The sequence below is a fragment of the Paenarthrobacter sp. YJN-D genome, assembly GCF_015040335.1.
Taxonomy (GTDB): Bacteria; Actinomycetota; Actinomycetes; order Actinomycetales; family Micrococcaceae; genus Arthrobacter; species Arthrobacter nicotinovorans.
The window spans coordinates 1,288,781-1,314,129 of the sequence record NZ_CP053549.1; the positions used below are offsets into that span (position 1 = coordinate 1,288,781).

Below are 25,349 nucleotides of genomic sequence, written 5' to 3' on the forward strand. Positions count from 1 at the left end.
AGGCAGGGTTTCCAGTCGCCTCCCAGTCTGGAAACGGGCCTTGTGGATAACTCGTCTCTGGCCTCGGGGCGATGGCCGAAGTATTCTTGGCCTGCCAGCTTGTCATCGCACGCATCTTTTTGGGGGAATTCATGGTCGCCATCGAACGTTCACGCCTGTCCTTTTCCGGCCGCCTGGCAGCAGCTGCCGGTCTCGTCGCAATGCTGACGCTCAGCGCCTGCTCCTCACCATCGCCGGCAGCTCAAGACACCCCCGCGGCGGCGTCCGAAACCCCCGCCGCGGAAGTGGGTTCAAGCTCCGCTTCCGCCAGCGCGCCCAGCCCGGACGGCTCGGCAGGAACCGACGGTGTATACGGCCAATTCACCTCAATGTCAGAGGCTTGCCTGTCTGTCAGCGCCACCATGCTGAGCGTCACCATTCTCCCCCTGGCAGCCATGACCGGCGGAAATGCTGAAGACATCCAGAAGGCCAAGGATGAGTTGTCGAAAATGCAGGGCAAGGTGCCGGAAGAGCTGAAGCCGTCGTTCGAGAAACTGCGGGCCTTCACTGAGTCCGCGGGGTCGGATTTCAGCAAGTACGGCGATGGCCAGTTCGAGGAACTCATGAAGCCCATCCAGACGTGGACAGAGAAGAACTGCTCCTAGGGCACCGCCGCGCGCACCCCTTGTCTCCAAAGCGTCGTAGCTAGACGCTAGGGTGGTACTCAAGAGAAGGGGAGTGCTCCATGGAAGTCCAGAACGTGCAGCCGGATCCTGTGCCTGGGGGCGAGATTCCCGGTACCGGACGCACCATCATCTCCGAGGCCGCGGTGGCGAAGGTGGCTGGTATCGCCGCCCGCACAGTGCCCGGTGTCTACTCTCTTGGTTCAGGTCCTTCCCGCGCTCTTGGCGCGATCCGTGACGCTGTCGGCAGTTCAGACCACGCAGCGGGCGTCCGCGCCGAGGTGGGCGAAACCCAAGTGGCAGTGGACATCACCTTGGTTGCCCTCTACGGCCATCCTTTGCATGGCGTCGCCAATCAGGTCCGGGCGGCGGTGTACCGCGCTGTCGAAGAACTGGTTGGCCTTCAGGTAATCGAAGTGAACATAGAGATTACCGACGTTTTCATCGCGCCGCCGGCAAAACAGCCCGGGGCCAAGACCGTCGTGGTGGAAAGGGAGGCACTCCAGTGAGCATGACCGTAGTGGGAATCGCGATCGGAGCCTTCGTGGCGTTCATGTCGTTCTCGTTCGGGCTGTGGGGTTTCCTCATCTCACTGCTTTTCATGGGAATCGGAGCGCTGTTGGGGCGGGCCGCCGAAGGGAAACTGGATCTTAGAAGTGTCCTTGACGCCATTACGGGCCGGCGCTCTTCGTCATGAGCGTGGCTGAGGCTGTGGAGTACACCACCACCAGCCTGGCCGGCCATAACCGGATCAGTACCCAGGCTTTGACTTCCCTGGCCCGCGCCGCTGCCGCCGAGGCGCTCGGCGTTGAGGCCAGCGACATCCGCGCGGATTGGGCAGACGACGACGGCCTGCTGGCTTTGTCGATTGTCGCACCCATCAGCGTTCCGGCTTTGACGGAAGTACTCCGGGATCCCAGGCGTGTCCAGGGTTTCGGTGGCTCCATCTGGGACCGCACCGTAGCTGCCAAATCCAGAGTCCTCGAGACGGTGACCCGGCTCAGTGGTTCCCAGCTGAGCAGGGTGGATATCAGGATCAGTGGGGCCCAGGTCAGGGAGGGAGGCCGCGTTCAATGACACAGGACCAGGAAACCGGGAAGTTCATGGCCGTGGGCCTGGACAACGACGCTGCGCCGGTGGCGGGGGAGGACCCGGCGATGAGCCGTATCCTCCGTCGCGAGACCCATTCATCACGGGCCGGCGCCGCCGTCATTGCTGCGGTGCTCGTCATCATTCTCTGCGTATACGCGTTGCTGGAAGCCGGAGTCCGTGCGGTCGGCCAGCCTCCTTGGCTGGTTGATCCCACCACTGCTGCCGAACGCATCATCGCCCTACCTGAGGGCATTTCACCCCTCCTGCTGGGAGCGAGCGGTGCCGTGGTCGCCATGGTGGGGCTGTTCTTCCTGCTCCACGCAGTGCTGCCTGGCAGGCGGGCCCGCCATCTGCTCCGGGACCCGCGGACCGCCGTCGTGGTTGACGACGAAGTCCTGGCCTCCGCACTTGCCCGTCGTGCCCGGATGGCAGCGAACGTTACCCAGGAGCAGGTGATGGTGGTGGTTTCCAGACAGACAGTGGTGGTCAATGTGCGGCCAACATCCGGGAGCCGCGTTAGCCACGACGCCGTGCTCGCGGCTGTGCAGGCTGAACTTGAAGAGATGTCGCCGGTTCCCATGCCCACGGTCCGGGTCAACCTGGCGTCGTCGGGGGTGATTGGGGCGTGAACGGAACACCCCGGGCACTCAACCGCGTCTTGCTCTTTATCATCGGGATCAAACTCCTGGCGGTGGGTCTTCTGCTCCTGCTGCTGGCGACTGTCCCTGCAGTGGCCGCCTGGTGGCATGGATGGGCCGCCGGCGTCTGGGCCGGAGCTGAGAATGCCTTCCGGCAGACGCGGTTTCCCGGACGCGAAGAGAGCTGGCTGTGGATTGTGGCGGGTGTGATCCTGGTGGCCCTCATCGTCGCCATGATTGCGTGGCTGTCACAGCAGGGCAAAGGACGGGCCAACCTCCTGGTCGCCAGTGATGATGACAGCAATGTCGACGGCGAAGTCAGGATTGGCGGTGGCGTCGCCGAACAGGCACTGAGGGCTGCGTTGACGGAAAGAACCGACCTTGCCGGGGTGTCAGTGGCAACCTATGAGTTCAAGGGGCAACCGGGTCTGCGGATACGCATCCAACCGCGCCAGGGCGTGGCACCCCACCTCCTGGCTGCGGAGGTCTCACAACTGGTCGAAGCACTGGACCTCGTCATCGGACAAAAGACGCCGGTGCTGGTGCACATGGTTTCGGGGGCGCGCTCAAGATTCACGAAAGCCGAACGGGTGCGCTGACGTTGCGGAATTCCGCTGCTGCAAATAGTTTGAAGCCAGAGGGGGAAACCTCCTTTGATGCGCAAAGCCACAACCCGACAGAGGAGTTCGTCATGACTGAGGAAAACACTGGAGCCGACGCCGTGAATGACGGGGCATCGAACGCGAAGAACGCCGCAGGCGACGCACTTGAAAATGCCAAGGAATTGGCTGGTGACGCTGTGGAGAATGTCAAGGAATTCGCTGGTGAAGCCGCAGAGAACGTGAAGGAGTTCTTCTCCGGTGACGTTGGAGAGAATGCCAAGGAATTGGCCGGTGACGTCGCGGAGAAGTCAAAGGAAATTGCCGGGGACGTAGCCGAAAACGTGAAGGACCTCGGCGCTAAGATTGCCGGACTGTTCAAGGACGGCAAGCAGCAGTAGTTTCTGCCATCGGAGGACAGGAGACAGCAGTGGCAGGATCAATGGCGCCCGAATCTTCCCTGGACGCGGTCCTGGCGGAGCTTGCCGCCTTGGAGGATCCCCGGGCCCGCGAGGTCAATGAGAAGCACGGCGACGATCACGGGGTGAATCTCAGCAAGCTTCGTGCTGTAGCCAAGAGGCTCAAAATCCAGCAGGATCTGTCCCGCGAACTGTGGTCCACGGGCGACACCGCTGCGCGTCTTCTGTCACTTCTGATCTGCCGTCCCAAAGACTTCGGAAAGAATGAACTCGACTCCATGCTCCGGGAAGCCAAGCGACCCAAAGTACATGACTGGTTCGTCAATTACGTCGTCAAGAAAAGCCCGTTTGCTGAGGATTTGAGGGTGGCATGGTTTGCCGACCCTGATCCTGTGGTGTCCAGTGCTGGCTGGGCACTGACCGCCGAGCGTGTGGCCAAACGCCCCGAAGGCCTGGACCTCGGAAGACTGCTGGACATTATCGAAGCAGAAATGAAGGACGCCCCGGACCGCCTGCAGTGGGCAATGAATAACTGTCTGGCGCAAATTGGGATTGAACACCCGGAGTACCGTCCGCGTGCCCTGGACATCGGAGAGCGGTTGGAAGTGCTGAAGGACTATCCAACGCCACCCAACTGCACTTCTCCGTTCGCCCCGGCCTGGATCAATGAAATGGTCAGGCGCCAAGCCGGAAACTAATGCCCGGGCAGCTTCGGGTGCCTATGCCCCGGATGTCTTGTCCCTGCGCTTTTGGGCGATGTAGAGGACAAGGGCGGCGACAACCAGGATCGCGGCAGCAATGCCTACGGCCATGGGAGCGTTGTCATCGTTGGGTTTGACCTGTTCCGGTGTGGTTTCAGTCGCCGGGGCAGGGGTGCTGGACGGCGAAGTCGCTTCGGGCGTCGGCGATGGTGTCGCGGTCCGGGCTTGGGCAGGGTATTGGACGGTGATGCTCTCCCTGGCCGGAAACACCGCTTCCGCGGCGGCGTGTGCCTGCGCCGGAGCTGCGGCGACCGCAGGGGAAAGGACGACGGCGGCAATCACCAAGCGGATGCGCAGGAGTCGCGTTGTAAAGAGTTTCATCGAAGTGTTCTGCAATTCTGCTGGTTTGCCAGGGACAGGTAGGCGCCTAAGCCGCTCCCGGGCGTCTGCCCGGGGCACTCCGGGGCAATGATAACGGGCCGCTTGGCGGGTGGTCAGCTATTTCACGGCATCGGCTACGAGCTGACGGAATTGTGCCTCGGTGTCCAGGGTGAGCATCTCACCGTTGAGGAAGAACGTCGGTGTTCCTTTCACTCCCAGGGTTGTACCGTCCGCGATGTCCTTCTTGATCCGTTCCTTGGTCTTGTCGTCCGCCACAGCAGCGTCGTAGGCACTCAGATCGAGGCCCAGTTCCCCGGCGAATGTGCGGAACAGGGGTGCTTGGGACTCCGTCTTCTCGCCCCACTGCGCCTGGGTTTCGAACATTTTTGCGTACATTTGCTCATATTTGCCCTGCTGGGCGGCTGCTTCTACAGCGAGGGCTGCCGTGGCCGAATTGCGGTGTGCCGGCAATGGGAAGTAGCGGTGGACGAAGGTGACGCGGTCTCCGAATTCCTTCTTCAGTTCCTCGACCACCGGCTGCGCGGCGAGGCAGGCTTCGCACTCGAAGTCCAGGAACTCCACCAGTTGTGCCTTTTCGACAGCCGGGGAGGTGACTCGATGGCTGTCGTCACGGACCACTTGGGCTTCAGCAGCAGGCGTAGGTTCTGTCGGAGCGGGTTTGTTCAGCGTAAATACGGTGTACCAGATCACTCCAACGGCGACGAGGACAGCCAGCAGGACCCAGATGAATACCCGGACCTTCTTTGCCTTGTCCATGGGCTGGGGCAGTGTTTTGCTGTGCGTCATCAGTGGTGGATGCTTTCCTGGTCGCGGTGGGATGCTGGTTCGATCTGGAAGGTGGAATGTTCGACGCTGATGTCGAAGTCCTGGGCGAGGCATGCCTGCAGCTGAGCGAGGATGCCGGCCGCGTGGCCGTCGGTCATACAGCTGTCTTCCACTGCAACGTGCGCCGAGAGCACCGGAGTTCCGGAGGCCACAAGCGAAGCATGAAGGTCGTGCACATCGATGACGTGCGGGAGAGCCAGGATGTGGTCGCGCACCTTGGCCAGGTCCAGTCCTTCGGGAGTGGATTCCATCAGCACGTTCACGGTGTCGCGGAGCAGCTTCAGGGTCCGCGGGATGATCAGGACGCCGATGATCAAGGACACGACGGCGTCGGCCTGAAGCCAGCCGGTGACGGCTATGACGATGGCCGCCGTGATGACCGCTACCGATCCGAGGGCGTCGTTGAGGACCTCAAGAAAGGCGGCCTTCATGTTGAAGTTGTGGTTCCGGCCGGAGGCCAGAATTATCAGGCCTACGGCGTTGCCGGCCAGGCCAATAACGCCGAACCAGAGCATCGTGGACCCGCCGATTTCGGGTGGTTCGAAGAGCCTGCGGATGCCCTCGACGATGACGAAGCCGCCGACGGCGAGCAGCAATGCCGCCTGTCCGGCCGCGGCGATGATCTCGGCGCGTTTATAGCCCCAGGTCCATTTCAGCGTGGCGGGCTTCATGGCCAGCGACGCGGCGACGAGGGCTATCAGCAGCCCGGCGGAATCGGTGAACATGTGCCCGGCATCCGCCAACAGCGCCAGGCTCCCGGTAAGTGCGGAGCCGATGATTTCGGCAATCATCACAGTGAAGGTGATGGCGAAGACCGTGATGAGTTTGCTGCGCCGAACAGTCGCTTCGGAAGCGTGATCGTGACCGCTCATGCGCGGGCCTGCCGGATGGCGGGCAGGACAGCAGCACCGTCCGCCATCACAGCCGTCCCGCCCGACGCGATCAGGAACGGCAGTCCCGGGGAAATGGCCGGGCTGCCTCCTGCAAGTGCGGCTTTCAAAGTCACGATGGCTCCTAGGTGCTGATCCCCGGCCCGGTCCCTCAGCCCGGGGCCGGGAGGTGCCAGGCATTCCGGCACCTCTTCAGAATATATGTAGAGTTGTTCAGACGTTAATTTGTGGCCACACCAAGCACGGCCGGACTCTGTGTCCGTCATCCTTTCGACGGCCGCTTAGGGCAAGACAAATGCGACGCATTCGCAGGTAGGGGTAGTCTTGATGGATGACTGGAACAGCACGGGCACGGCAGGCGACGCCCCGTCGGGCCGGCAGCGATTGTGCAGTCCGTGTGGTCGACGCCGACCGGGTCGAGGAGGTCAGGGCGCGGATGCCTGCCGAGTCGGACGTGAACGATCTGGCCGTGATCTTCGGGCTGCTTTCGGACCCGGGCCGGGTGCGGATCCTCATTGCCCTCCTCGATGGGGAAATGTGCGTGTGCGATCTAGCTGCCACCACCGGGCTGAGCGAATCAGGAGTCTCCCATGCGCTGCGGCTGCTGCGCGGACCGCGTGTAGTGCAGGTCCGTCGGGCCGGCCGGATGGCGTATTACTCCCTGGCGGATTCGCATGTGCGGATGTTGCTCGACCTCGGGCTCACGCACGTCGGACACGCGGGCCAGGACAGGCTCCAAGCGGTCAGCAACGGCTAAACAGCACCCCGGTACACGGCGCGTTCACCAAGTGGGCGTGCTGAGATGGGCGAGCCTGGAATCGAGGGCCCCGTCTGGCTTCCCTCGCTGCCACCCTCGCTGGGTGAGTACCTCGCGCCGAACCTTCAGCCGGTTCCGCTGATTCCAGCCATGACACTGCTGGCGGCGGTGTTCTACCTCGCCGGTGCCATCAGCCTCTGGCGCAAGGGCCGGCACTGGTCGCCGGTCAGGACGGCGTCGTTCCTGCTCGGCTGCGTGGCCATTATCGTTGTGATGGGCGCCGGGATCGAGGGCTACGGACTGCGGATGTTCTCCGTCTTCATGTTCCAACAGCTGACCCTGATGATGGCCGTGCCTCCGCTGCTGGTCATCGGCTCTCCGGGCACCTTGCTGTTGCGGGCAACCCCTCATGGCCGCTTCGGCCGGCCCGTCTTGAGGATGGCCATGTGGGGGCTGCGTTCACGCTGGGGCAGATTGGCCATCCACCCGGCTTTCATGGTGCCCCTGTTCCTGCTGAGCTTCTACGGCGTCTATTTTTCCGGCCTCGGGGACCTGCTGCTGCCGAATTGGTACGGGCATGTGGGGCTGGAACTGCTGTTCCTCGCTGCGGGCGTCCTGTTCACCGTGCCGCTGATCTCGGCAGACCCGCTGCCCACCCGGCAGACGCACTTCGGTCGTATGCTCGACATCTTTGCCGAGATGCCGCTGCACGCCTTTTTCGGCGTGGTCATCATGATGGCAACGGCTCCGATGGTTAAATTCTTTGCCACCCCACCGGCAAGTTGGAGCCTCGACCCCATGGCGGACCAGGGCATGGCCGGAGGCTTGGCCTGGTCATACGGGGAACTGCCGGGAGTGCTGCTGCTCATGTTCATTCTGGTGCGCTGGCAGCGGGACGAGGCCCGGGGATGGGCTGCGGCCGCCCGTAAGTCCGCCGTGGCCGGAGACCCTGAGCTGGACGCCTACAACGAATATCTGCAGCAACTGGCCAAACGTCCGATGCGCCGGAACTGAAGGAGCACCGGCGAAGAACAGGGCATTCAGCCCCTGTTGCGGTGCATCATCCGGTAGGTGAGCTCTGCGAGGAGTTCCTCGTCGGAAAGATGTGAGGCCCGGGCGACGGGTGCCGCGGGAACGGCAATGCGGGGTGGTCCTTGCCGTGAGTCGTCCCCTGAGCGCATGTCGTCCGGCGTGATCATGTCCGGTGCGAAGTTCGATTTTCCCTTGAGGACTTCGGACACCGATCCTGCACGCCAACCCAGGGCATGCTCGAGTTTGCGTTGGTTGATTTCCTGCGTGCGTCGCGTGCCCGACTCCAGTGTCCGCACTGTCTTGATGGCGGTTCCTGCTTGTTTGGCCAGCTGCACCTGACTGAGACCTTGCGCGAGACGCTCTTCCTTGATGAGCCGTCCAATGGTCTGCAGTGCTTCGAGTTCATCCACGCTTCCCACTGTTCCATAGGCAATAGTGGGCAATCAAATCGACTCAAGGCCGCGACCATACCAAAACGCATCCATGTCGGCGGAAAGAGCCCCCGCTTCCAGGGTGGTGGGCGTGAATAATCAGGCTACTTTGTATCGTTGTGGTCACGACGCGTGTAAGCGCTTGCATTTTGCTTCCTCCCGTGACTATTGTGAGCCTCACCACATCAACCGCACCGCGGAAAAACCTGGTCCACTCACCGAGGAGTTCCCAGCATGAAATCCAAAAAGTTCCTGCTTCCGGCAGCTGTAGCCGGAGTCCTGGCTCTGTCCCTGACCGCCTGTGGTGGCGGCGGGGGTGGCGGCGGCACCAGTTCCGGAGGTGCCAGCGGCGACGCAGCCAACAACCTTGACGGCCGCGGGCCGATCACCTACGTCCAGGGCAAGGACAACAGCAACGTTGTCCGGCCCCTCATCGAAAAGTGGAACGCCGCCCATCCGGACGAGAAAGTAACGTTCAAGGAGCAGTCGGACCAGGCCGACCAGCAGCACGATGACCTGGTCCAGAACTTCCAGGCCAAGAACACCAACTACGACGTCATGAGCGTCGACCTCATCTGGGTTGCTGAGTTCGCTGCCAAGGGCTGGCTGCAGCCGCTCAAGGACAAGACCGCAATCTCCACGGACGGGATGCTCGAGTCCACTGTCAAGAGCGCCACCTACAACAACACCCTCTATGCAGCCCCCCAGAGTTCGGATGGCGGCATCCTCTACTACCGTGGTGACCTTGTTCCCAACCCGCCCAAGACCTGGGACGAGATGATGGGAATGTGCGAGATCGCCAAGCAGAACAACATCGGCTGCTACGCAGGCCAGTTCCAGAAGTATGAGGGCCTGACGGTCAACGCTGCTGAAGCCATCAACTCGGCAGGCGGCAAGATCGTTGATGATTCCGGCAAGGCTGCCGTGAACTCCAGCGAAGCCAAGGCCGGCCTCACCAACCTGGTGAACGCCTACAAAGATGGCAACATCCCCACCGAAGCAATCACCTTCCAGGAAGAGCAGGGACGTCAGGCCTTCGAAGCCGGCAAGCTGCTGTTCCACCGCAACTGGCCGTACGTGTACAACCTGGCCAAGACCGACGGTTCCTCCACTGTGAAGGACACGTTCAAGATGGCACCCCTCCCGGGCAAGGACGGCCCCGGTGCCTCCTCGCTTGGTGGCCACAACATCGCCATGAGCGTCTACTCCAAGAACAAGGCAACTGTTGCGGACTTCATCAAGTACATCACCAGCGAGGAAACCCAGCGCTTCTACGCTACCCAGGGTTCGCTGGCCCCGGTCCTGACCAAGCTGTATGACGATCAGGAACTCGTGACCAAGCTGCCGTACCTCCCGGTGCTGAAGACGTCCATCGAGAACGCGGTTCCGCGTCCCGTGACGCCGTTCTACCCCGCCGTCACCAAGGCTGTGCAGGACAACGCCTACGCTGCCCTCAAGGGAGAGAAGACCGTGGATGCGGCAATCTCCGACATGCAAGCGGCTATTGAGTCGGCCGGAGCTAAGTAACCACCCGGGCTACAGTCCGGCTGCCTGTCCCTGAGGGGCGGGCAGCCGGACTGCCGGCCACGGCCTTCTCCCTGACAGGAGTCTTGACATGTCAACAGAACTACAAAAACCAGACGCGACGGCGGCTTCCGGACACACGATGCCCAGCCGCGAAAGCGCCGACCGGAAGCAGCTTACGCAGGGCCGTTGGGCATACACCCTCCTGGCGCCGTCGCTCATCCTGCTGGCGATCGTCATCATCTACCCGGTGCTCAACGCCATCATCATGTCCTTCCAGAAGGACTCCGGCCTCGACCCGGCCACGGGGTTCTTCTCCGAGGGCGGCCCGGCCGGCTTTGAAAACTACACGCACTGGCTGCTGCAGCAATGCACGGCCCCCGGCGGCGGCTCGCTGGCCTGCCCTCCGGGCACACTCGGAGCCCAGTTCTGGGACTCCATGGGCACTACCTTCTTCTTCACGGTGGTTACCGTGGCCTTCGAGACCGTTCTTGGCTTCTGGATGGCAATCATCATGGCCCGCGCCTTCCGCGGACGCAGCCTGATCCGCGCAGCCGTCCTGGTTCCGTGGGCCATCCCGACGGCCGTTACCGCCAAGCTCTGGTTCTTCATCTTCGCCTTCGAAGGCATCGCCAACAAGCTGTTCGGTACCCAGATCCTGTGGACCGGCTCGGAATGGCCGGCCAAGTGGGCAATCATCATTGCCGACGTCTGGAAGACCACGCCGTTCATGGCCCTCCTGATCCTGGCGGGCCTGCAGCTGATTCCGGACGAAGTCTACGAAGCCGCCAAGGTTGACGGCGCGTCCACCTGGCAGCGGTTCCGCCTGATCACCCTGCCGCTGGTGAAGCCGGCGCTGATGGTGGCCATCCTGTTCCGTGTCCTCGACGCACTGCGCATGTACGATCTCCCCGCCATCATGACCCAGGGCGCGAACGGCACCACCACGCTGTCCATCCTTGTTGTCCAACAAATCAGGCAAGGGTTCAATACAGCGGCGGCGCTATCGACCATTACATTCCTGGTGATCTTCCTCGTGGCGTTTATCTTCGTCCGCTTCCTCGGGGCGAATGCCGTGGACGCGGCCACATCTTCCGGAAAGGCCAAGTGAGATGAGCACAGCCACAGCTTCGAAGACCTCCGCCGACTCCGTGGAACGGCCCAAACGGCCCTTCAACTGGGGGTCGCTGCGCACCTACATCAGCGCCGCCATCATCCTCGTCTGGTGCATGGCACCCTTCTACTGGATGCTGGTCACCGCTTTCCGCGACGTCGGATACACGTTCGACACCACGCCGTTCTTCACCCACTTCACGTGGGACAACTTCGCGACGGTGTTCGACGAGAGCCTTGGCAACCACTTCGGCCGCAACCTGTTGAACAGCCTGATCGTTGGCGCCGTGACGACAGTCGTAGCGCTGCTGGTCGGTGTGTTTGCGGCCTACGCCCTGGCCCGGTTGAATTTCCGGTTCAAGTTCGTGGTCCTCGGCTTCATCCTGGGCGCATCGATGTTCCCCGGCGTTGCCTTGGTAACCCCGCTGTTCCAGTTGTTCACCAACATCGGCTGGTTCGGCACCTACCAGGCGCTGATCATTCCGAACATCTCCTTCGTTCTCCCGCTCACGGTCTACACGCTGACCTCCTTCTTCCGCGAGATGCCGTGGGAGCTCGAAGAAGCCGCAAGGATCGATGGCTGCACGCAGGGACAGGCGTTCCGGAAAGTGATCCTTCCGCTGGCAGCCCCGGCAACGTTCACCACGGCGATCCTGGCGTTCATTGCCTCCTGGAATGAATTCCTCATCGCCAGCCAGTTGTCGAATGACGCCACCAAGACCGTCACGGTAGCCATCGCGTACTTTGCCGGTGCGCAGCCGCACCAGGAACCGTACACAGCCGTTATGGCCGCAGGTACCGTGGTGACCATTCCGCTGGTTGTCCTTGTGCTGATCTTCCAGCGCAAGATCGTGGCCGGCCTTACGGCAGGCGCTGTCAAGTGACAAGTTATGGAAATCGACGTCGGGAGTCCCCCGCAGCGAAGCCCGACCCGGGCACCAAGCGGGTACGGTCCGCGGAGGACTTCGACATCATCATCGGGTTCCTCGCCTTCTGGGGCCTGGTGCTCCTGGTGGCCACCATCTCGATGGAGGTCACCGGCCAGCCCGCCCTCGGCTGGGCGTTGGGGCTCCTGGCCGTTGTCCTCGCCCTCTGGGGAATGCTCCGCTTGCGGCGCAAGCTACCGCGCCGTACGACACGGCGGATTGGTTGAGGCGGCCCATGGAGAACACCAGTACCTGACCGGCGTCGCAATAACTTGTGCGAAATCGGCGAACAGCAGGCAGGCGGAATAGGCTGGAAGGTGCCGTCCGGGAACGAGCCCTCGGCTTTCGGCATGCACCAAAAAAGGGGGCTTGAGTGGCAAAGACGAACGAGCGGTCCCAACGCGGCGGCCACACCGGCGTCAGCATCGAGGACGTTGCCGCAGCAGCGGGAGTCTCGACGGCGACCGTCTCCCGTGCAGTGCGGGGACTGCCGCGGGTATCTCCCGCAACCCGCGAGAAGATCCTCGAAGTAGCAAGTTCATTGGGATATGTGGCGTCGTCGTCGGCCTCCGGGCTGGCGACGGGCCGCACCCGGACCATAGGCGTCTTGGCTCCTTTCGTCAGCCGGTGGTTCTTCTCGAAAGCCATCGAAGGCGCCGACCGTGAGCTGCACTCAAGGAAATACAACCTCTCCTTGTTCAACCTAGGCGGCCACGGCAGTAACCGTGAACGCCTCTTCAGTTCCACCATGGTGTACAAGCAGATCGACGCCCTGCTGGTGCTCTGCATGTCCTTGACTGAGGACGAACTGGAGCATCTTCACAAGATCGACATTCCGTTGGTGGTGGTGGGTGGCCACGTTGAGGACTGCCCCTACATCGGCATCAATGACTACGACGCCGCATCCACCGCCGTGAAGCACCTGCTGGATCTGGGACACAAGGACATTGCCCTGCTGCACGGCGATGACGAAACGGATCTGAACTTCGACGTCCCCCGGGTGCGGATCCAGGCGTTCCAGGAAGTCATGTCCGACGCCGGGCTGGAAGTCCGCCCTGAGTGGGACCAGTGGGGTGACTTCACCGTCGCCAGCGGGCAGCAGGCCTTCAACCGGCTGTGGAGCCAGCCCGGCCGGAAACCGACCGCGATCTTCTGTTCCTCCGATGAGATGGCGATGGGCGTGATTTTTGAAGCCGGCCGCCACGGGGTGCGGGTCCCGGAGGACCTCTCCGTGATCGGTATCGATGACCACGATTTCTCGTCCTCGCTGGGCCTGACCACTGTCGGCCAGCGCCCGGACAACCAAGCCGAACTTGCGACCAAGATGCTGTTGGACGAACTCGACGGCAACGTCGGAGCGGTGCACTCCGCCGTGGCTCCCCACCAGTTGATTGTCCGCGAGACTACAGCGCCGCCGAACGGGAAATTCACCAACAGCCCCAACTAAGGACGCAGGAGCCCGCACAAGCGGGAACCTGGAAACCGTGAAGCTACGAAGCGCGCGCCAACTGCCGGATGGGAATCCAGCGGGAAGCCAGGCGCCGGTACGCGGCCGCGGCGCCTGTCATGTCGCCTTCGGCCAGGCACTCGATGCCCAAGCGGACATCCATGGGGGAGTCGTCCGGGTACACCTTGTCTGCAACGGCGCCGTAATCGAGCTCCACCATCGACTGGACGTGGAACAGCTCAAGCCACTCAGTGAGCTGCGTCAGGTCATCCAGCATGTCCAGGTCCGGAGCGGCCAGCGCCAGATGGGCCACGGAAAACCGGGCCCTTTCCAAGGCTTCAGTCAGTGGGGTCCATACCCGCACCGTCAGGATGCGGCCGTCGGATTCGACGACGTCTTTGCGGTCCGATTCGGCAAACAGCGAGAACCAGCTGAACGGGATACCCCAGGTTGAGGCCCGGGTGTGGACGCGTTTGGCGTCTTCGCGGGCGTTGATCCGGTCGATCCGCATCTGGTGTTTGTCCCTTTGCGAAACCGGAATGAGCAGGTCGGCCAGCGGACTGTGGACTCCGTCCATGAGCGCGTTGGCCGCCAAGCCGGCCCGAATCACCAGTTGGCTGGGGCAGTAAAGCAGCCGTCCGGCGTCGTCCTCATCATTGCCGGGAGCGGCGTGCCGTCCCATGGGGACCCGCGTCATGCGGACCAGATCGGTGCGGCCGGTGGGGAACGGATCGCCGCCGGAGCGGGTGATGCGTCCCAGCGAGGCCTGGAGCTCGGCATTTTCGACGGCGGCCCGGGAACCTGCCTTGCTGCCCTCCGCCACAAGTTGGCGCTGTTGCTCGGGAGGGAACGCCTCAAGCGGCTCGTAAATGCGCAGCGACGAAGAGAACGGCAGTCCCGCCTGGCCCCGGTACAGACTACCCGCCATGTCCAGCCACCCCTTTCGTCAATGAGTCATCAGGTGCAGTGCTCAGTCGGTGAGCTCCACGATCACGGGAGCGTGATCCGAGGCGCCCTTCCCCTTGCGTTCCTCGCGGTCAATGGACGCACCCGTGACGCGGGAAGCCAGTGCCGGGGAGGCCAGACAGAAGTCGATCCGCATGCCCTCCTTCTTGGGGAACCGCAGCTGCGTGTAGTCCCAGTACGTGTAGACCCCCGGCCCCGGCGTATAGGGACGTGCGACGTCGGTAAATCCGGCGGTTTCGAACGCGTGGAACGCTGCGCGCTCGGGTTCGCTGACGTGCGTGTAGTTGTTGTCGCGGAAAAGCTGGATGTCCCAGACGTCGTCGTCGAACGGGGCGATGTTCCAGTCACCCATGAGGGCGATCTGCGCGTTGGGGTCGGCCTTGACCCATTCGGCGGCCTGGTCCCGCAGGACTTCGAGCCACTTGATCTTGTAGGGCATGTGTTCGTCGTCCAGGGAGCGGCCGTTCGGAACGTAGAGGCTCCAGACGCGGATTCCGCCGCAGGTGGCAGCGATCGCGCGGGCTTCCTGGGCGGGGTCCTTGCCGGCTTTGCCGAAGGCAGGCTGGTCCACGAAGGTGCGCTCAACGTCTTCCAGGCCCACACGGGAGGCAATGGCCACGCCGTTCCACTGGTTCACGCCGAAGTGCGCTACCTCGTATCCCATGCGTTCAAAGAGTTCCCAGGGGAAGTTCTCGTCCTTGCACTTGGTTTCCTGGATGGCCAGGACATCGCAGTCGCTGCGCTCAAGCCACGCTTCAACACGGTCGGCTCGGGCACGGAGGGAGTTCACATTCCAGGTAGCTATCTTCACAGCCACTAACTTACCGAACTTGGGGCTGAGCGCATCCCCCTACGGCTTTTTACCGCGCCGAAGCTAGTGGCCATACAGCGGCTGGGTGTTGGCCAGCTTGCGGAGACCGATGCCCGAAGCGATCAGGAGCAGGCCGGTCACAATGGCGAAAGCTGCGAGCATTCCCATCAGGCCGAGGAGCCCGATGCCCGGATTGACCAGGACCACAATTCCGAACACCGTGGTGATGAGGCCGGTGAGCAGCCATAGTCCCCAGCTGCGGATGAAGCTGCGGGCGGCAAGGGCCAGGATGATCTGCGAGATCCCCAGTACCAGGGCCCACAAGCCGATGATCACGCCAATGACGGCAGCGGTAATGCCGGGCCAGGCGATGGCCAGGATGCCGGCGGCGATGGAGATGAATCCACCCACAACGCTCCAGCGTGAGCGGCCGGCGGGGTCGTAGAAGTAGTGGGCCACGCTGGTGATGCCGTCGATGATGGCGAAGAAGCCGAACACCACCACCACTGCAAACGCCGTGGCGCTGGGCAAGACCAGGACCAGCAGTCCGAAAACGATGGCGAGGGCTCCCCGGACCAACAAAGCTGTCCCTGGAGTTGTGAACATTCTGCGACCCGTTGTGTCCGACATATGGTCAGCGTAACCAACCGTGTGCCTTTACCGCATCCCCTCGCGCCGGATGGCTGTTGCGATGGCTGCTGCACGCGTCTCGACACCGAGTTTGGCGTAGATGTGTGCCAGGTGTGTTTTGACCGTGGCCTCGGAGATGAAGAGGCGTTTTCCGAGGTCCCGGTTGCTGAGTCCCTCGGTCAGCAGGCTGAGCAGCTCGGCTTCCCTCGGAGTAAGGATGTCGTCCGGATTCCGCATTTGCTGGAACAGCCGTGAGGCGACCGGTGCGCTCATCACGCTCTTGCCCTGCACAGCACCACGGACGGCTGCGAAGATTTCCTCCGGCGCGGCATCCTTGAGCAGGTACCCCATGGCTCCGGCGTCCACGGCGCGGACGATGTCGGCGTCGGAGTCGTAGGTGGTGAACACGATCACCGCTTGCTGCGGGTTGTGTTGCCGGAGCTGCTTGATGGCTTCGATGCCGTCCATCCCGGCTCCCATGGCCAGATCCATCAGCACAACCGCCGGCGAGTGCACCCGGGCCGCTTCCAGAGCGTCTTCGCCGGAGGAGGCTTCACCGACGACGGCGATATCCGCCTGGGTGCCCAACAGCGCCTTGAGTCCGCTGCGGACCACGGTGTGGTCGTCAACGAGCAGAACGGAAATGGCGGTCACAGGCCCTCCTTGGACGACCGGGCAGGCTGGCTGAGCGGCAGCTGCGCCGCGATGATGGTGCCTTCACCCGGCGAGCTCTCCACTGACAATTCTCCACCCAGCTGCTCAACCCGTTGCCGCATGGCCCGCAGGCCGTACCCTCCGGTTTCCGACGGCGCAGGTACCGCTGCGGGATCAAAGCCGCGTCCGTCGTCGTACACGTCCAAGGTGACCGACTCCGGGAGGTACCCGAGCGTCACGCTGGAGTGGTCCGCGTGCGCGTGGAGCTTGATGTTGGCCGCTGCGCTTTGGGTCACCCGGATCAGGGCATGGCGGACCTCTGCGGGGAGCGGCCGTTCATCGCCGGTGACGTGGACCTGGATGGTATCCACATATTGGCTCGCGGCGTGCTGCAGGGCTTCCGGAAGCGGGCCTGATTCGAGACCCGGCGCGGAAAGTTCGTGCACCAGGCTGCGGGTGTCGGCGAGGTTCCGCCTCAACAGGCCGGACGCCTTGGCAACGTCCCGCTGTGCCGAACCATCCGGCCAGGAGCGCTGCGCCGCCTCCAGCAGAAGCAGGCTGCTTGCCAGGCCCTGGGTCACGGTGTCGTGGATTTCCCGGGAGACGCGCTCGCGTTCGGTGGCGATCCCGGCCTGCCGTTCGGTGGCGGCCAACTGCTCCTGGTCGCGTTCGATCTTGTCGTAGATCAAGGTCAGGAGGGCCCCCGCGGCGAGCGGGCCAAGCAGCATGGCAACGTCCGTCCAGCCGCTCATCCGGAAGAGCCCGACGGCGGTGGCCGCTGCGGTCAGGCTGCTGGCCGCGTATCCGGCCCAGCCGCGGAAAGCCCTGCGCGCAAGGAAGAAGATGGCGAACGAGCACCACGCAAAGCTCGGAGCCACGATCACCAGGGCGGCCCATGCTGCCACAAGGGCGATCATCCACGGGATCCAGTGGCTGCCCCGGGCCGGGCGTCGATGTGCCAGGAGGGCGGTGACGGCGTAGAGCCCGCACACTGCCGCCGCCAAAGCCACCGTCCACAGGTTGTCCGCGGGGGAGTGCCGCATGACGTACCGGACCCCGGAGGCCACCATCAGCACGGCGAAGCCCACGTGCACCACGGCATCGATGCGGCCGTCGAAGCGGCTGCTTGGCCCTGGCTGTGGAGGAGCAGTTGGCATGGATGGTTCCCGGTTCCGTTCCTGGCTGTGGCGGTTTCGTGCGTGGCGGGCGATCTTTCCATGCTAGGTCCCGGGCGGTTATTGGTCTCTCCACCTTTTGGCTGATACAGCGTGCGGAAAGGATGAGCCCGGGGCCTGCTTCGGGCCGATGTGGCAACGGGGCCGTCCGGGAAGCATGGATGTGTACCCGGAATGTCCATGCAGTCCCGAAGGAGAACCCCCGTGAAGAAGTCCAACAAGATGATTGCCGCCGCTGCTGCCGGAGCGCTGTTGCTCACCGGCGGAATCACGGCTGTGGCCAACGCCGTGGCACCTGTCGCGGCACCTGAGGCCGCGCCTGCAAAGGTTGCCGCTGATGTGCAGCCCGCCCCCGAGAACGTCGTGGCGCAGAACCGCATCACCGTGGGCGCTTCCAGCAAAGCCGTGAATGCCGCACTGGCCAAGTGCCAAGCGGACAAGCTGCCATTCGTTACCGTCGCTTTGGTGGACCGCTTCGGCACCGTCCAGGCGGTCCTCCGCGGTGACAACGCCGCCGAGCACACCATCGAAGCTGCCAAGCAGAAGGCCTACACGGCTGCCGCGTTCGGTGCTCCCACGAGCGAGCTGGCCAAGCGCATCAACGGCAACGGTCCCTCGATCGCCGACCTCCCCGGCACACTGTTCCTGGCCGGTGGAGTTCCGCTGAAGGTCAACGGCGTTTCTGTTGCCGGCATCGGTGTTGGCGGCGCTCCCGACGGTGCCCTCGACGAGGCCTGCGCCACCGCCGGTGCAGAAGCCTTGGCCGCAGCGGCGAAGTAGCCTCGACCCATGACCACCCGCGCCCGCGTTTTTGTACACGTGATGCCCTTATGGGAGCGTCTTAAGGGCGATATCTGGACAAAAACTCGGGTGGTGGGGGCGGGGTTGGTGCTGGTCGGGCTCGTGGCCGGGTGCGCGCCGTCGTCGCCCGGGCCGTCAACTACACAGAGCTCGACGGCGGCCGCCTCACCGTCCGGCGCCTCACCGTCCGGCGCCTCACCGTCCGACCAAGCGCCGACACAGGCAGCCCCCACTTCAGCCGCGCCGTCGAGCGCGGGTCCCGGCCCGACGTCGTCGGCTGCCGTGCCGCCCACACTGACACCGGAGGCCCAAATGGAAACCGACCGACTCCTGATCCTCGCCGCGAAGGCCAACGACGTTGCCAGGGTCCGGGAGCTGATCGCGGCCGGCGGAAACGTGAACGCCAAGGACGACATCCAGGACTCCGCGTTCCTGTATGCCGGCGCGGAGGGCTTCAACGAAGTCCTGGAGCTGACTTTGGCAGCGGGGGCGGACGTGCGCAGCACCAACCGCTACGGCGGCACTGCCCTGATCCCGGCGAGCGAACACGGACACACGGACACTGTTCGGATCCTTATCGCAGCCGGCGTGCCCGTGGACCACGTCAACAACCTGGGCTGGACCGCCATGCAGGAAGCCATCCTCCTCAATAACGGCGGCCCCAAGCAGCAGGACGTGGTCCGGCAACTCCTCGCGGCCGGAGCCAACCCGGACATCCGCGATCCGCAAGGCCGAACCGCCCTGCAAAATGCAGAGCGGCTCGGGTTTACGGAGATCGCGGCGCTGATCCGGTCCCGCTGACGTAGATGGGCTAGACGGCTTCCAGCACGCTCACGTAATTGGCGATTCCCACGCCGCCCATGTTTTGGACGGCTCCACGACGGGCGTGGGGCAACTGCATGTCGCCGGCTGTGCCGCTGAGCTGCATCGCGGCGATGACATGCTGCGACACACCGGTGGCGCCCACAGGATGGCCCTTCGCCTTCAGGCCGCCGGAGACGTTGATGGGGAGCTTGCCGTCCTTGTAGACCCAACCCTCCGTGATGGCCCGCGATCCTTCACCGCGGGGAACCAGGCCCATGGCCTCGTACATGATGAGTTCGGCGATGGTGAAGCAGTCGTGAACCTCGGCGAAGTCCAGCCCCTCAATGCCGACGCCGGCCATGGCGAAGGCGCGCTCCCACGACGCCCTGGTGGCGGCGAATTCGGTGGGATCGCGGCGTTCTGCGGGGAAGAAATCGTTCGCGTGACCGAACCCAGCCAGGCGCACGGGGGCGGTTGCGCCCCCGGTCGCCGACGATGACAGCACGACGGCGGCAGCTCCGTCCGAGACCGGCGAACAGTCGGTGCGGCGCAAGGGTTCGGCCACCATGGGGTTCTTGTCCGAAATGGTCCGGCAGAATTCCTCGCCGAAGTCGCGGTGCATCTGAGCGTAAGGGTTGTCCATGCCGTTGCGGTGGTTCTTGGCGGCGATGGAACCCAGGACGTCGCCGAGGCCTTGGACACCGGGACCGGTGATGCCCGCCCCGTAGCGCTTGTCATAATGCTTGGCGACCTCCGCGAAGAGGCCCGTGAATCCGGTGCTGGAGGCTTTACCAGCCATTTCGTAGGAAGCGCCGAGCAACGCTGCCCCCACGACGTCGGCTCCGGCATCGGTCATCTTCTCCGCACCGATCACCAGCACGTTCCGGGCAGTCCCGGCCAGCACGGCTTTGACGCCCTGCTGGAAGGCGGCGGACCCGGAAGCGCAGGCGTTCTCCGTCCGGGTCGCGGGGACGTTGGCCAGGTCCGCGGAGAGCTGGAGTGCCAGGGATGACGTGAAACCCAGCGGCTGCATGCCGGAGTTGAACTGGCCGAGGTAGATCTCGTCGATGTCCTTGGGGTCCAGCCCGGAGTTGCTGATGGCCTCCCCGGCCACCTGGACCACCAGGGATTCCAGCGTCTCATCGGTCAACTTCCCGAACTTGCTGTGGCCCCATCCCGTGAGCAGGATGTCTTTGCCGAACTGGTCTTTGAGGCTCATGCGTTGGCTCCTTCGAGGGTGTGTTCAACAGAGGCGAGCGCTACCGCGAACCCGGCCCCGGTCTTGTCGCGGAGCTCTTCCACGGTGACGCCCGGGGCGAGACGGGTCAGCAGCAGGCGGGTGCCGCCGTCGTGCCCTTCCGTAACCGGCACGATGTCGAAGACGGCCAGGTCCGTGATGATCCGGTCCACGCAGCGGAGCCCCGTGAGGGGGAGGGTGCATTCGGTGACGATCTTGGCCGAACCGTCCTTGGCGTTGTGCTCGGTCAGGACCACGACGCGTGGGGTCCCGGCCACCAGGTCCATGGCACCGCCCATGCCCTTCACCATCTTGCCGGGGATGGTCCAGTTGGCGAGGTCGCCGCTGCCGGACACCTGCATGGCGCCAAGGATGGCTACCTTCACGTGCCCGCCACGGATCATGCCGAACGAGGTTGCGGAGTCGAAGATGCTCCCGCCGGGGGTGATGGTGACTGTTTGCTTGCCTGCGTTGATAAGGTCGGCGTCTTCCTCGCCCTCATAAGGGAACGGACCCATGCCCAGTAGCCCGTTCTCGCTCTGGAGGACTACCCGCACGCCATCGGGCAGGTTGTTGGCCACCAGCGTGGGAATGCCGATGCCGAGGTTGACGTAGTCGCCGTCGTTCAGTTCTTCTGCCGCAATCGCGGCCATCTGGTCTCGTGTCCAAGCCATGGTTTGCTCCTTCTGCTTCAGACCGTGAGGGGTTCGGCGTGGTGCGCTTCAGCACGCTGGCGGACTGTGCGCTGTTCGATGTCCTTGACCCGGTTGCTTGCCTGGACAAGCCGTTGGACGTAGACGCCCGGGGTGACAATGTGGTTAGGGTCCAGCTCGCCCGGTTCAACGATGACCTCCGCCTCGGCAATAGTTACGGTGCCTGCCGTGGCCACCACCGGGTTGAAGTTCCGTGCGGTGTAGCGGTACACCAGGTTGCCGTCCGTGTCCGCGGTGTGGGCGTGGACCAGTGCGACGTCGGCAGTGATGGCGCGCTCGCGGACGTACGTGACGCCGTCGAACTCTTCCAGCGGCTTGCCTTCGGCAACCAGGGTGCCCACGCCCGTCCGCGTGTAGAAAGCGGGAATTCCGGCGCCGCCGGCACGAAGGCGTTCGGCCAGGGTGCCTTGCGGGGTGAACTCGACCTCCAGCTGGCCGGCCAAATACTGCTCGGCGAAGAGCTTGTTCTCGCCCACGTAGGATGCGATGACCTTCCGGACCTGGCCCGCCTCGATCAGCACGCCCAGTCCCTTGCCGTCCACGCCCATGTTGTTGGAAACAATGGTCAGATCCTTGGCGCCCGACGCGCGAACGGCGTCGATCAGGTCGGCGGGGATGCCGCTGAGGCCAAAACCTCCGACGGCGATGGTCAGGCCGTCTGCCATCAGGTCATGGAGCGCTTGGGCTGCGCTCGCGTGGATCTTGGACATGGTGGACTCCTCGTTGAGTGATGTTGAGTGTTGCTGAGTGGCATCCACTTTGTGGACAATGCGGTCTTTCCTTGGAGCCTAGGTTTATTGGGGGGACGGGTCAATGCTCTCTCCCGTTGGCTACTCACCCTATGGACGCTATGGTGGAAGCTGTCCATATTGTGGATGAAATCTTCAGGAGGTCGTGGTGACGGTACAGGGAGCGCAAGTGGTGGGGCGCGTAGCGCTGCTGCTTCGGCTGGTGGGACGGAAACCCGAGGGCACCTCGTTGGCGGGTTTGGTTCGTGAATCCGGGCTGACCAGGCCAACTGTGCACCGGCTACTGACCTCGCTGGCTGCGGAGGGCCTGCTGGAACACGATTCAAGCTCCGGTAAATGGGTGTTGGGGCCGGAAGTCTTTCTGTTAGGGTCGGTGGCGGCGGCCCGTTTTCCCATGGAAGACATTGCCCGCCCGTCATTGCGCCGCTTGGCAGCCGAAACCGGGGAGAGCGCGTTCTTCTCCATCCGCCGGGGCAATGAAACAGTGTGCGTGCTGCGTGAAGAAGGTTCGTTCCCTGTGAGGTCGTTCGTGCTGCACGAGGGCGTCCGCTTTCCGCTGGGCATCGCTTCGGCAGGAACGGCGATCATGGCTTTCCTGCCTCTTGAGGAGCAAGAGTCCCTCCTGGCGGATTGGCCGGCACATGCGGGAGACTTCGCTTCAGGACACCCCGCGGACGTGGTGCGGGACAACCTGGAGCAGACCCGTTTGACCGGCTACTCCGTGAATCCCGGACTGATTCTTGAAGGCAGCTGGGGCATGGGGGCTGCGGTGTTTGACCCCCAGGGCCGGCCGGCGTGGGCTTTGTCCCTGACGGGGATCGAGCCACGGTTCCGCCCTGACCGGCAGGAGTTCCTGGGCAAGCTGCTGCTCGAGGAAGCGCACCGGATGACGGCGCGGTTACAGGGCACCTAGTTGGATGGTTTTCAGCGCAGGTCCAGGCGCATGAGTACCCGGGGGAAACCGTTGAGCACGGACGTCGTCTCGGCCACCTTCTTGAAGCCGGCCTTCTCGAAGAGCTTTCGCGTACCCACATAAGCCATGGTCAGGTCCACTTTGCCGCCCTGGTTGTCCACGGGATAGCCCTCGATGAACGGGGCGCCATGACTCTTGGCGAATTCGATGGCTCCGCGCAGCAACTCGTGGGAGATGCCCTTGCCGCGATGCCCGGGCCGCACACGGATGCACCACACGGACCACACCTTGGCATCGTCCACCTGCGGGATCTTTCGGTTCGTCGCGAAACTGGTGTCCGCGCGCGGGTGCACCGCTGCCCACCCAACTACTTCGTCGCCGTCGTACGCCAACACCCCGGGAGGCGGGTCTTCGGCGACCAGCTTCTCGACGTACTTCCCGCGCTCCTGTCTTTGGAGGCTTTGGTTCAGCCTGGACGGGATCCTGTAACTCAGGCACCAGCACACGTTGGAATCGGGGCGCTTGGGACCGACCATGGTCTTCACGTCATCGAACACCGTCGCCGGTCTCACCTCGATAGCCATGCCGCCCATCCTGTCACCCGGGCCGGTGGTGGGCAACGGACGACGGCGGGTGGACGGGTTTTGGGGCGACGGCGGGAAATATGCCAGGACTGCCGCGAGGCTCAGGTAGGCTTGCGGTCGTGATGACCGGATCGGGCTTCTGCCCTGCACGGATCGGCTACCCGGCCGACCTCTGACGCGCCAGCGTGCTCCGCCTTGTGGATCGATGACCCAGCAACCCATCGAAACGAACCCACATAAAAGGAGTCATGAATGCCAGCGCTTTTCAACCACACCATCATCGCGTCCCTTGACCGCGAAATTTCTGCCAGGTTCTACCGGTCCATCCTCGAGGCCGACGAAGCTCCCGGCTGGGGGCCATTCAGCAACCTCACTTTGGCTGGAGGAGTGATGCTCCAGTTCGCTGAGCCGCCGGTGGAGATCCAGATGCAGCACTATGCGTTCCTCGTGGACGACGCACACTTCGACCGCGCCTATCAGCGGTTGCTGAGTGCCGGCGTCGAACATTGGGCCGATCCGCAGATGACCCGCCCGGGTGAGACGAACACCGAGCACGGCGGCCGGGGCGTCTACTTCAAAGACCCTTCGGGCCACGCGCTCGAACTCATCACGCGGCCGTACTTGTAAGAACGGGGTTCACTTATGGCCCGGCATGGCCTCACCGCGGGCCATAAGTGGACCCGGTTTCAAAGTGTTCGAAAAACTTTTTCAATCCGCACCCATCCACCCTGCCCCATCCTCCGAATAGTTGGTGAGACACAAACCGGAGGTACAGCAAAAGCGGTACCTGCAGCCCGTGTCCCACCACCCAATGGACCCAACGCCCTGGTTCCAAAAACAAGGAGAATGACATGTTGTCCACAAAGCGCCCCGCCCTCGCCTTCGTTGGCCTCACTGCAGCCACCCTTCTCGGGCTCACTGCCTGTGGTGGATCCAGCACCTCCAGCTCGCCCTCTTCTTCGTCACCCGCCCCGATGAGTTCCTCCGCGGCTCCGTCGTCGATGGCACCGTCGCCGTCGTCGTCCCCCATGAGCAGCGCCGCCATGGATCCCGCCGCCAACCTTGTAGGCCCCGGCTGCGCCGGCTACGCCGCACAGGTTCCGGACGGTGCCGGTTCGGTCTCAGGAATGGCCAAGGACCCGGTAGCAACCGCTGCTTCCAACAACCCGCTGCTCAAGACCCTCACCGCCGCCGTCTCGGGCAAGCTCAACCCCAAGGTTGACCTGGTCTCCACCCTGAACGGCAGCGAATTCACGGTCTTCGCACCGGTTGATGACGCTTTCGCCAAGATCGACCCGGCCACCATCGAAACGCTCAAGACCGATGACGCCCTGCTGAGCAAGATCCTCACCTACCACGTAGTCCCCGGCCAGCTGTCCCCGGACAAGATCGTAGGCACCCACAAGACTGTAGAGGGCGGCGAAGTGACTGTTGCAGGCACCAAGGACGCCCTCACCGTGAATGGTGCCAACGTCATCTGCGGTGGCGTCCAGACCGCCAACGCGACGGTGTACCTGGTTGACTCGGTGCTGATGCCCAAGTAGGCCCAGGCCCCACAGCGGTACAAACAGCTCCACAGCAGTACAAACAAAAGCAGGCGCCGGAAGAATCCGGCGCCTGCTTTGCTGTTAAGTTGCGGTGCTAGTTGTTCAAGTCGCTGTCGACGTAGGAACCGGGGCGGCTGTGTTCCGAGCCGCAGGGACAACGGTCAACCTCGATGCGCAGCGTCATGGGCTTGGAGGCGTCCAAGGTGAGGGTCACGTCGTTTGCCTGGTGGCTGAGCCGGAGGGTTCCGTCGGTGGTTGAGATGTAAGACATGCGGGCCCTAACTATGTGGGATGAACTGTGCAGGTA

The 25,349-nt window shown here is 63.5% G+C and carries 35 protein-coding genes; 20 read left to right on the top strand and 15 right to left on the bottom strand.

The genetic code is table 11. From position 1 onward, the window contains the following. Positions 1-71: 71 nt before the first annotated feature. The 8 genes from HMI60_RS06130 to HMI60_RS06165 all read left to right on the top strand — a co-directional run bounded on the left by HMI60_RS06130 (position 72) and on the right by HMI60_RS06165 (position 4,108). Entirely contained in the window at positions 72-644 is a 573-nt protein-coding gene (locus tag HMI60_RS06130) for a hypothetical protein (RefSeq protein WP_193590756.1), read from the top strand. Positions 645-724: 80 nt separating this feature from the next. Next, a complete protein-coding gene (locus HMI60_RS06135) occupies positions 725-1,171 on the top strand; it encodes an Asp23/Gls24 family envelope stress response protein (protein ID WP_018779542.1) in 447 nt (148 codons plus the stop codon). After that, complete coding sequence (locus HMI60_RS06140) at positions 1,168-1,359, top strand: DUF2273 domain-containing protein (protein WP_018779541.1); 192 nt, start codon at positions 1,168-1,170, stop codon at positions 1,357-1,359. Before HMI60_RS06135 ends, HMI60_RS06140 begins: the two co-directional genes overlap by 4 nt. Next, positions 1,356-1,739: a hypothetical protein gene (locus HMI60_RS06145; RefSeq protein WP_018779540.1), complete on the top strand. Its 384-nt coding sequence runs from the start codon at positions 1,356-1,358 to the stop codon at positions 1,737-1,739. Before HMI60_RS06140 ends, HMI60_RS06145 begins: the two co-directional genes overlap by 4 nt. After that, positions 1,736-2,383, top strand: coding sequence for a DUF6286 domain-containing protein (locus tag HMI60_RS06150; protein ID WP_018779539.1), 648 nt, complete (start codon positions 1,736-1,738; stop codon positions 2,381-2,383). Before HMI60_RS06145 ends, HMI60_RS06150 begins: the two co-directional genes overlap by 4 nt. Further along, positions 2,380-2,991: a hypothetical protein gene (locus HMI60_RS06155; RefSeq protein WP_064723718.1), complete on the top strand. Its 612-nt coding sequence runs from the start codon at positions 2,380-2,382 to the stop codon at positions 2,989-2,991. Before HMI60_RS06150 ends, HMI60_RS06155 begins: the two co-directional genes overlap by 4 nt. Positions 2,992-3,083: 92 nt before the next feature. Further along, positions 3,084-3,392 (top strand): hypothetical protein, encoded by a 309-nt coding sequence (locus tag HMI60_RS06160; RefSeq protein WP_079582773.1) that lies wholly within the window; start codon positions 3,084-3,086, stop codon positions 3,390-3,392. A 41-nt stretch (positions 3,393-3,433) separates the two neighbouring features. Continuing rightward, positions 3,434-4,108 (top strand): DNA alkylation repair protein, encoded by a 675-nt coding sequence (locus HMI60_RS06165; protein WP_193591139.1) that lies wholly within the window; start codon positions 3,434-3,436, stop codon positions 4,106-4,108. Positions 4,109-4,129: 21 nt separating this feature from the next. On the opposite strand, the gene HMI60_RS06170 is transcribed toward HMI60_RS06165, so the two are convergent. From HMI60_RS06170 to HMI60_RS06185, 4 genes are all read right to left on the bottom strand, one after another. Then, complete coding sequence (locus HMI60_RS06170) at positions 4,130-4,492, bottom strand: hypothetical protein (protein WP_110505314.1); 363 nt, start codon at positions 4,490-4,492, stop codon at positions 4,130-4,132. Between the two features lie 117 nt (positions 4,493-4,609). After that, complete coding sequence (locus tag HMI60_RS06175) at positions 4,610-5,299, bottom strand: thioredoxin domain-containing protein (RefSeq protein ID WP_018779534.1); 690 nt, start codon at positions 5,297-5,299, stop codon at positions 4,610-4,612. Next, positions 5,299-6,210, bottom strand: coding sequence for a cation diffusion facilitator family transporter (locus tag HMI60_RS06180; RefSeq protein ID WP_193590757.1), 912 nt, complete (start codon positions 6,208-6,210; stop codon positions 5,299-5,301). Before HMI60_RS06180 ends, HMI60_RS06175 begins: the two co-directional genes overlap by 1 nt. Further along, a complete protein-coding gene (locus HMI60_RS06185) occupies positions 6,207-6,344 on the bottom strand; it encodes a hypothetical protein (protein ID WP_160291483.1) in 138 nt (45 codons plus the stop codon). The genes HMI60_RS06180 and HMI60_RS06185 overlap by 4 nt, the downstream gene beginning before the upstream one ends. Positions 6,345-6,559: 215 nt before the next feature. Here HMI60_RS06185 and HMI60_RS06190 point away from each other — a divergent pair, with 215 nt between their 5' ends. Further along, a complete protein-coding gene (locus tag HMI60_RS06190) occupies positions 6,560-6,985 on the top strand; it encodes a helix-turn-helix transcriptional regulator (protein ID WP_035734213.1) in 426 nt (141 codons plus the stop codon). Between the two features lie 45 nt (positions 6,986-7,030). After that, entirely contained in the window at positions 7,031-7,999 is a 969-nt protein-coding gene (locus HMI60_RS06195; protein WP_193590758.1) for a cytochrome c oxidase assembly protein, read from the top strand. Positions 8,000-8,025: 26 nt separating this feature from the next. Here HMI60_RS06195 and HMI60_RS06200 read toward each other — a convergent pair whose 3' ends face one another. Then, on the bottom strand, positions 8,026-8,427 hold the full coding sequence (locus tag HMI60_RS06200) for a helix-turn-helix transcriptional regulator (RefSeq protein WP_026267420.1): 402 nt from the start codon (positions 8,425-8,427) through the stop codon (positions 8,026-8,028). A gap of 255 nt (positions 8,428-8,682) precedes the next feature. Here HMI60_RS06200 and HMI60_RS06205 point away from each other — a divergent pair, with 255 nt between their 5' ends. The 5 genes from HMI60_RS06205 to HMI60_RS06225 all read left to right on the top strand — a co-directional run bounded on the left by HMI60_RS06205 (position 8,683) and on the right by HMI60_RS06225 (position 13,458). After that, on the top strand, positions 8,683-9,975 hold the full coding sequence (locus HMI60_RS06205; protein ID WP_193590759.1) for an ABC transporter substrate-binding protein: 1,293 nt from the start codon (positions 8,683-8,685) through the stop codon (positions 9,973-9,975). An 88-nt stretch (positions 9,976-10,063) separates the two neighbouring features. Further along, entirely contained in the window at positions 10,064-11,083 is a 1,020-nt protein-coding gene (locus HMI60_RS06210; RefSeq protein ID WP_026267419.1) for a carbohydrate ABC transporter permease, read from the top strand. A gap of 1 nt (position 11,084) precedes the next feature. Next, positions 11,085-11,969: a carbohydrate ABC transporter permease gene (locus tag HMI60_RS06215; protein WP_018779526.1), complete on the top strand. Its 885-nt coding sequence runs from the start codon at positions 11,085-11,087 to the stop codon at positions 11,967-11,969. Continuing rightward, positions 11,966-12,238, top strand: a complete 273-nt coding sequence (locus tag HMI60_RS06220) for a hypothetical protein (protein ID WP_018779525.1) — start codon at positions 11,966-11,968, stop codon at positions 12,236-12,238. Before HMI60_RS06215 ends, HMI60_RS06220 begins: the two co-directional genes overlap by 4 nt. 146 nt (positions 12,239-12,384) lie before the next feature. Beyond that, positions 12,385-13,458: a LacI family DNA-binding transcriptional regulator gene (locus HMI60_RS06225; protein WP_018779524.1), complete on the top strand. Its 1,074-nt coding sequence runs from the start codon at positions 12,385-12,387 to the stop codon at positions 13,456-13,458. Positions 13,459-13,501: 43 nt separating this feature from the next. On the opposite strand, the gene HMI60_RS06230 is transcribed toward HMI60_RS06225, so the two are convergent. The 5 genes from HMI60_RS06230 to HMI60_RS06250 form a co-directional block, all read right to left on the bottom strand. Further along, positions 13,502-14,386 carry a hypothetical protein gene (locus tag HMI60_RS06230; RefSeq protein ID WP_018779523.1) on the bottom strand — a complete coding sequence of 295 codons (885 nt, stop codon included), beginning with the start codon at positions 14,384-14,386 and terminating at the stop codon, positions 13,502-13,504. Between the two features lie 42 nt (positions 14,387-14,428). Further along, entirely contained in the window at positions 14,429-15,235 is an 807-nt protein-coding gene (locus HMI60_RS06235) for an exodeoxyribonuclease III (protein ID WP_064723726.1), read from the bottom strand. 63 nt (positions 15,236-15,298) lie between these two features. Continuing rightward, positions 15,299-15,865: an HdeD family acid-resistance protein gene (locus tag HMI60_RS06240; protein ID WP_026267417.1), complete on the bottom strand. Its 567-nt coding sequence runs from the start codon at positions 15,863-15,865 to the stop codon at positions 15,299-15,301. A gap of 27 nt (positions 15,866-15,892) precedes the next feature. Next, positions 15,893-16,519, bottom strand: a complete 627-nt coding sequence (locus tag HMI60_RS06245; RefSeq protein ID WP_055973875.1) for a response regulator transcription factor — start codon at positions 16,517-16,519, stop codon at positions 15,893-15,895. Beyond that, positions 16,516-17,676, bottom strand: a complete 1,161-nt coding sequence (locus HMI60_RS06250) for a sensor histidine kinase (RefSeq protein WP_193590760.1) — start codon at positions 17,674-17,676, stop codon at positions 16,516-16,518. The genes HMI60_RS06245 and HMI60_RS06250 overlap by 4 nt, the downstream gene beginning before the upstream one ends. A 222-nt stretch (positions 17,677-17,898) precedes the next feature. Here HMI60_RS06250 and HMI60_RS06255 point away from each other — a divergent pair, with 222 nt between their 5' ends. Further along, positions 17,899-18,474: a heme-binding protein gene (locus HMI60_RS06255; RefSeq protein ID WP_179128474.1), complete on the top strand. Its 576-nt coding sequence runs from the start codon at positions 17,899-17,901 to the stop codon at positions 18,472-18,474. A gap of 42 nt (positions 18,475-18,516) precedes the next feature. Then, positions 18,517-19,296, top strand: coding sequence for an ankyrin repeat domain-containing protein (locus HMI60_RS06260; protein ID WP_193591140.1), 780 nt, complete (start codon positions 18,517-18,519; stop codon positions 19,294-19,296). 10 nt (positions 19,297-19,306) lie between these two features. On the opposite strand, the gene HMI60_RS06265 is transcribed toward HMI60_RS06260, so the two are convergent. From HMI60_RS06265 to HMI60_RS06275, 3 genes are read right to left on the bottom strand one after another with little or no spacing between them, the layout of a single operon-like run. Next, on the bottom strand, positions 19,307-20,518 hold the full coding sequence (locus HMI60_RS06265) for an acetyl-CoA acetyltransferase (RefSeq protein WP_193590761.1): 1,212 nt from the start codon (positions 20,516-20,518) through the stop codon (positions 19,307-19,309). Then, positions 20,515-21,210: a CoA transferase subunit B gene (locus HMI60_RS06270; protein ID WP_193590762.1), complete on the bottom strand. Its 696-nt coding sequence runs from the start codon at positions 21,208-21,210 to the stop codon at positions 20,515-20,517. Before HMI60_RS06270 ends, HMI60_RS06265 begins: the two co-directional genes overlap by 4 nt. A 17-nt stretch (positions 21,211-21,227) precedes the next feature. Next, positions 21,228-21,959, bottom strand: a complete 732-nt coding sequence (locus tag HMI60_RS06275; protein WP_018779514.1) for a CoA transferase subunit A — start codon at positions 21,957-21,959, stop codon at positions 21,228-21,230. A gap of 187 nt (positions 21,960-22,146) precedes the next feature. On the opposite strand from HMI60_RS06275, the gene HMI60_RS06280 reads away from it, so the two are divergent. Continuing rightward, entirely contained in the window at positions 22,147-22,911 is a 765-nt protein-coding gene (locus tag HMI60_RS06280; RefSeq protein WP_193590763.1) for an IclR family transcriptional regulator, read from the top strand. 11 nt (positions 22,912-22,922) lie between these two features. Here the strand turns inward: HMI60_RS06280 and HMI60_RS06285 are convergent, their stop codons facing one another. Further along, positions 22,923-23,495, bottom strand: a complete 573-nt coding sequence (locus tag HMI60_RS06285; protein WP_018779512.1) for a GNAT family N-acetyltransferase — start codon at positions 23,493-23,495, stop codon at positions 22,923-22,925. Positions 23,496-23,747: 252 nt separating this feature from the next. Here HMI60_RS06285 and HMI60_RS06290 point away from each other — a divergent pair, with 252 nt between their 5' ends. Together HMI60_RS06290 and HMI60_RS06295 are read left to right on the top strand one after the other, a co-directional pair. Continuing rightward, positions 23,748-24,122, top strand: a complete 375-nt coding sequence (locus HMI60_RS06290) for a VOC family protein (RefSeq protein WP_039239413.1) — start codon at positions 23,748-23,750, stop codon at positions 24,120-24,122. Between the two features lie 224 nt (positions 24,123-24,346). Beyond that, positions 24,347-25,039 carry a fasciclin domain-containing protein gene (locus HMI60_RS06295; RefSeq protein ID WP_026267414.1) on the top strand — a complete coding sequence of 231 codons (693 nt, stop codon included), beginning with the start codon at positions 24,347-24,349 and terminating at the stop codon, positions 25,037-25,039. A 97-nt stretch (positions 25,040-25,136) separates the two neighbouring features. On the opposite strand, the gene HMI60_RS06300 is transcribed toward HMI60_RS06295, so the two are convergent. After that, positions 25,137-25,313 carry a hypothetical protein gene (locus tag HMI60_RS06300; protein ID WP_018779508.1) on the bottom strand — a complete coding sequence of 59 codons (177 nt, stop codon included), beginning with the start codon at positions 25,311-25,313 and terminating at the stop codon, positions 25,137-25,139. Positions 25,314-25,349: the final 36 nt, after the last annotated feature.

Coding starts and splice junctions, on each gene's coding strand:
- HMI60_RS06130 (WP_193590756.1), top strand. CDS start 72: ATGGCCGAAGTATTCTTGGCCTGCCAGCTTGTCATCGCACGCATCTTT.
- HMI60_RS06135 (WP_018779542.1), top strand. CDS start 725: ATGGAAGTCCAGAACGTGCAGCCGGATCCTGTGCCTGGGGGCGAGATT.
- HMI60_RS06145 (WP_018779540.1), top strand. CDS start 1,356: ATGAGCGTGGCTGAGGCTGTGGAGTACACCACCACCAGCCTGGCCGGC.
- HMI60_RS06150 (WP_018779539.1), top strand. CDS start 1,736: ATGACACAGGACCAGGAAACCGGGAAGTTCATGGCCGTGGGCCTGGAC.
- HMI60_RS06160 (WP_079582773.1), top strand. CDS start 3,084: ATGACTGAGGAAAACACTGGAGCCGACGCCGTGAATGACGGGGCATCG.
- HMI60_RS06165 (WP_193591139.1), top strand. CDS start 3,434: ATGGCGCCCGAATCTTCCCTGGACGCGGTCCTGGCGGAGCTTGCCGCC.
- HMI60_RS06170 (WP_110505314.1), bottom strand. CDS start 4,492: ATGAAACTCTTTACAACGCGACTCCTGCGCATCCGCTTGGTGATTGCC.
- HMI60_RS06175 (WP_018779534.1), bottom strand. CDS start 5,299: ATGACGCACAGCAAAACACTGCCCCAGCCCATGGACAAGGCAAAGAAG.
- HMI60_RS06180 (WP_193590757.1), bottom strand. CDS start 6,210: ATGAGCGGTCACGATCACGCTTCCGAAGCGACTGTTCGGCGCAGCAAA.
- HMI60_RS06190 (WP_035734213.1), top strand. CDS start 6,560: ATGACTGGAACAGCACGGGCACGGCAGGCGACGCCCCGTCGGGCCGGC.
- HMI60_RS06195 (WP_193590758.1), top strand. CDS start 7,031: ATGGGCGAGCCTGGAATCGAGGGCCCCGTCTGGCTTCCCTCGCTGCCA.
- HMI60_RS06205 (WP_193590759.1), top strand. CDS start 8,683: ATGAAATCCAAAAAGTTCCTGCTTCCGGCAGCTGTAGCCGGAGTCCTG.
- HMI60_RS06210 (WP_026267419.1), top strand. CDS start 10,064: ATGTCAACAGAACTACAAAAACCAGACGCGACGGCGGCTTCCGGACAC.
- HMI60_RS06215 (WP_018779526.1), top strand. CDS start 11,085: ATGAGCACAGCCACAGCTTCGAAGACCTCCGCCGACTCCGTGGAACGG.
- HMI60_RS06230 (WP_018779523.1), bottom strand. CDS start 14,386: ATGGCGGGTAGTCTGTACCGGGGCCAGGCGGGACTGCCGTTCTCTTCG.
- HMI60_RS06240 (WP_026267417.1), bottom strand. CDS start 15,865: ATGTCGGACACAACGGGTCGCAGAATGTTCACAACTCCAGGGACAGCT.
- HMI60_RS06250 (WP_193590760.1), bottom strand. CDS start 17,676: ATGCCAACTGCTCCTCCACAGCCAGGGCCAAGCAGCCGCTTCGACGGC.
- HMI60_RS06260 (WP_193591140.1), top strand. CDS start 18,517: ATGCCCTTATGGGAGCGTCTTAAGGGCGATATCTGGACAAAAACTCGG.
- HMI60_RS06265 (WP_193590761.1), bottom strand. CDS start 20,518: ATGAGCCTCAAAGACCAGTTCGGCAAAGACATCCTGCTCACGGGATGG.
- HMI60_RS06270 (WP_193590762.1), bottom strand. CDS start 21,210: ATGGCTTGGACACGAGACCAGATGGCCGCGATTGCGGCAGAAGAACTG.
- HMI60_RS06275 (WP_018779514.1), bottom strand. CDS start 21,959: ATGTCCAAGATCCACGCGAGCGCAGCCCAAGCGCTCCATGACCTGATG.
- HMI60_RS06285 (WP_018779512.1), bottom strand. CDS start 23,495: ATGGCTATCGAGGTGAGACCGGCGACGGTGTTCGATGACGTGAAGACC.
- HMI60_RS06290 (WP_039239413.1), top strand. CDS start 23,748: ATGCCAGCGCTTTTCAACCACACCATCATCGCGTCCCTTGACCGCGAA.
- HMI60_RS06295 (WP_026267414.1), top strand. CDS start 24,347: ATGTTGTCCACAAAGCGCCCCGCCCTCGCCTTCGTTGGCCTCACTGCA.
- HMI60_RS06300 (WP_018779508.1), bottom strand. CDS start 25,313: ATGTCTTACATCTCAACCACCGACGGAACCCTCCGGCTCAGCCACCAG.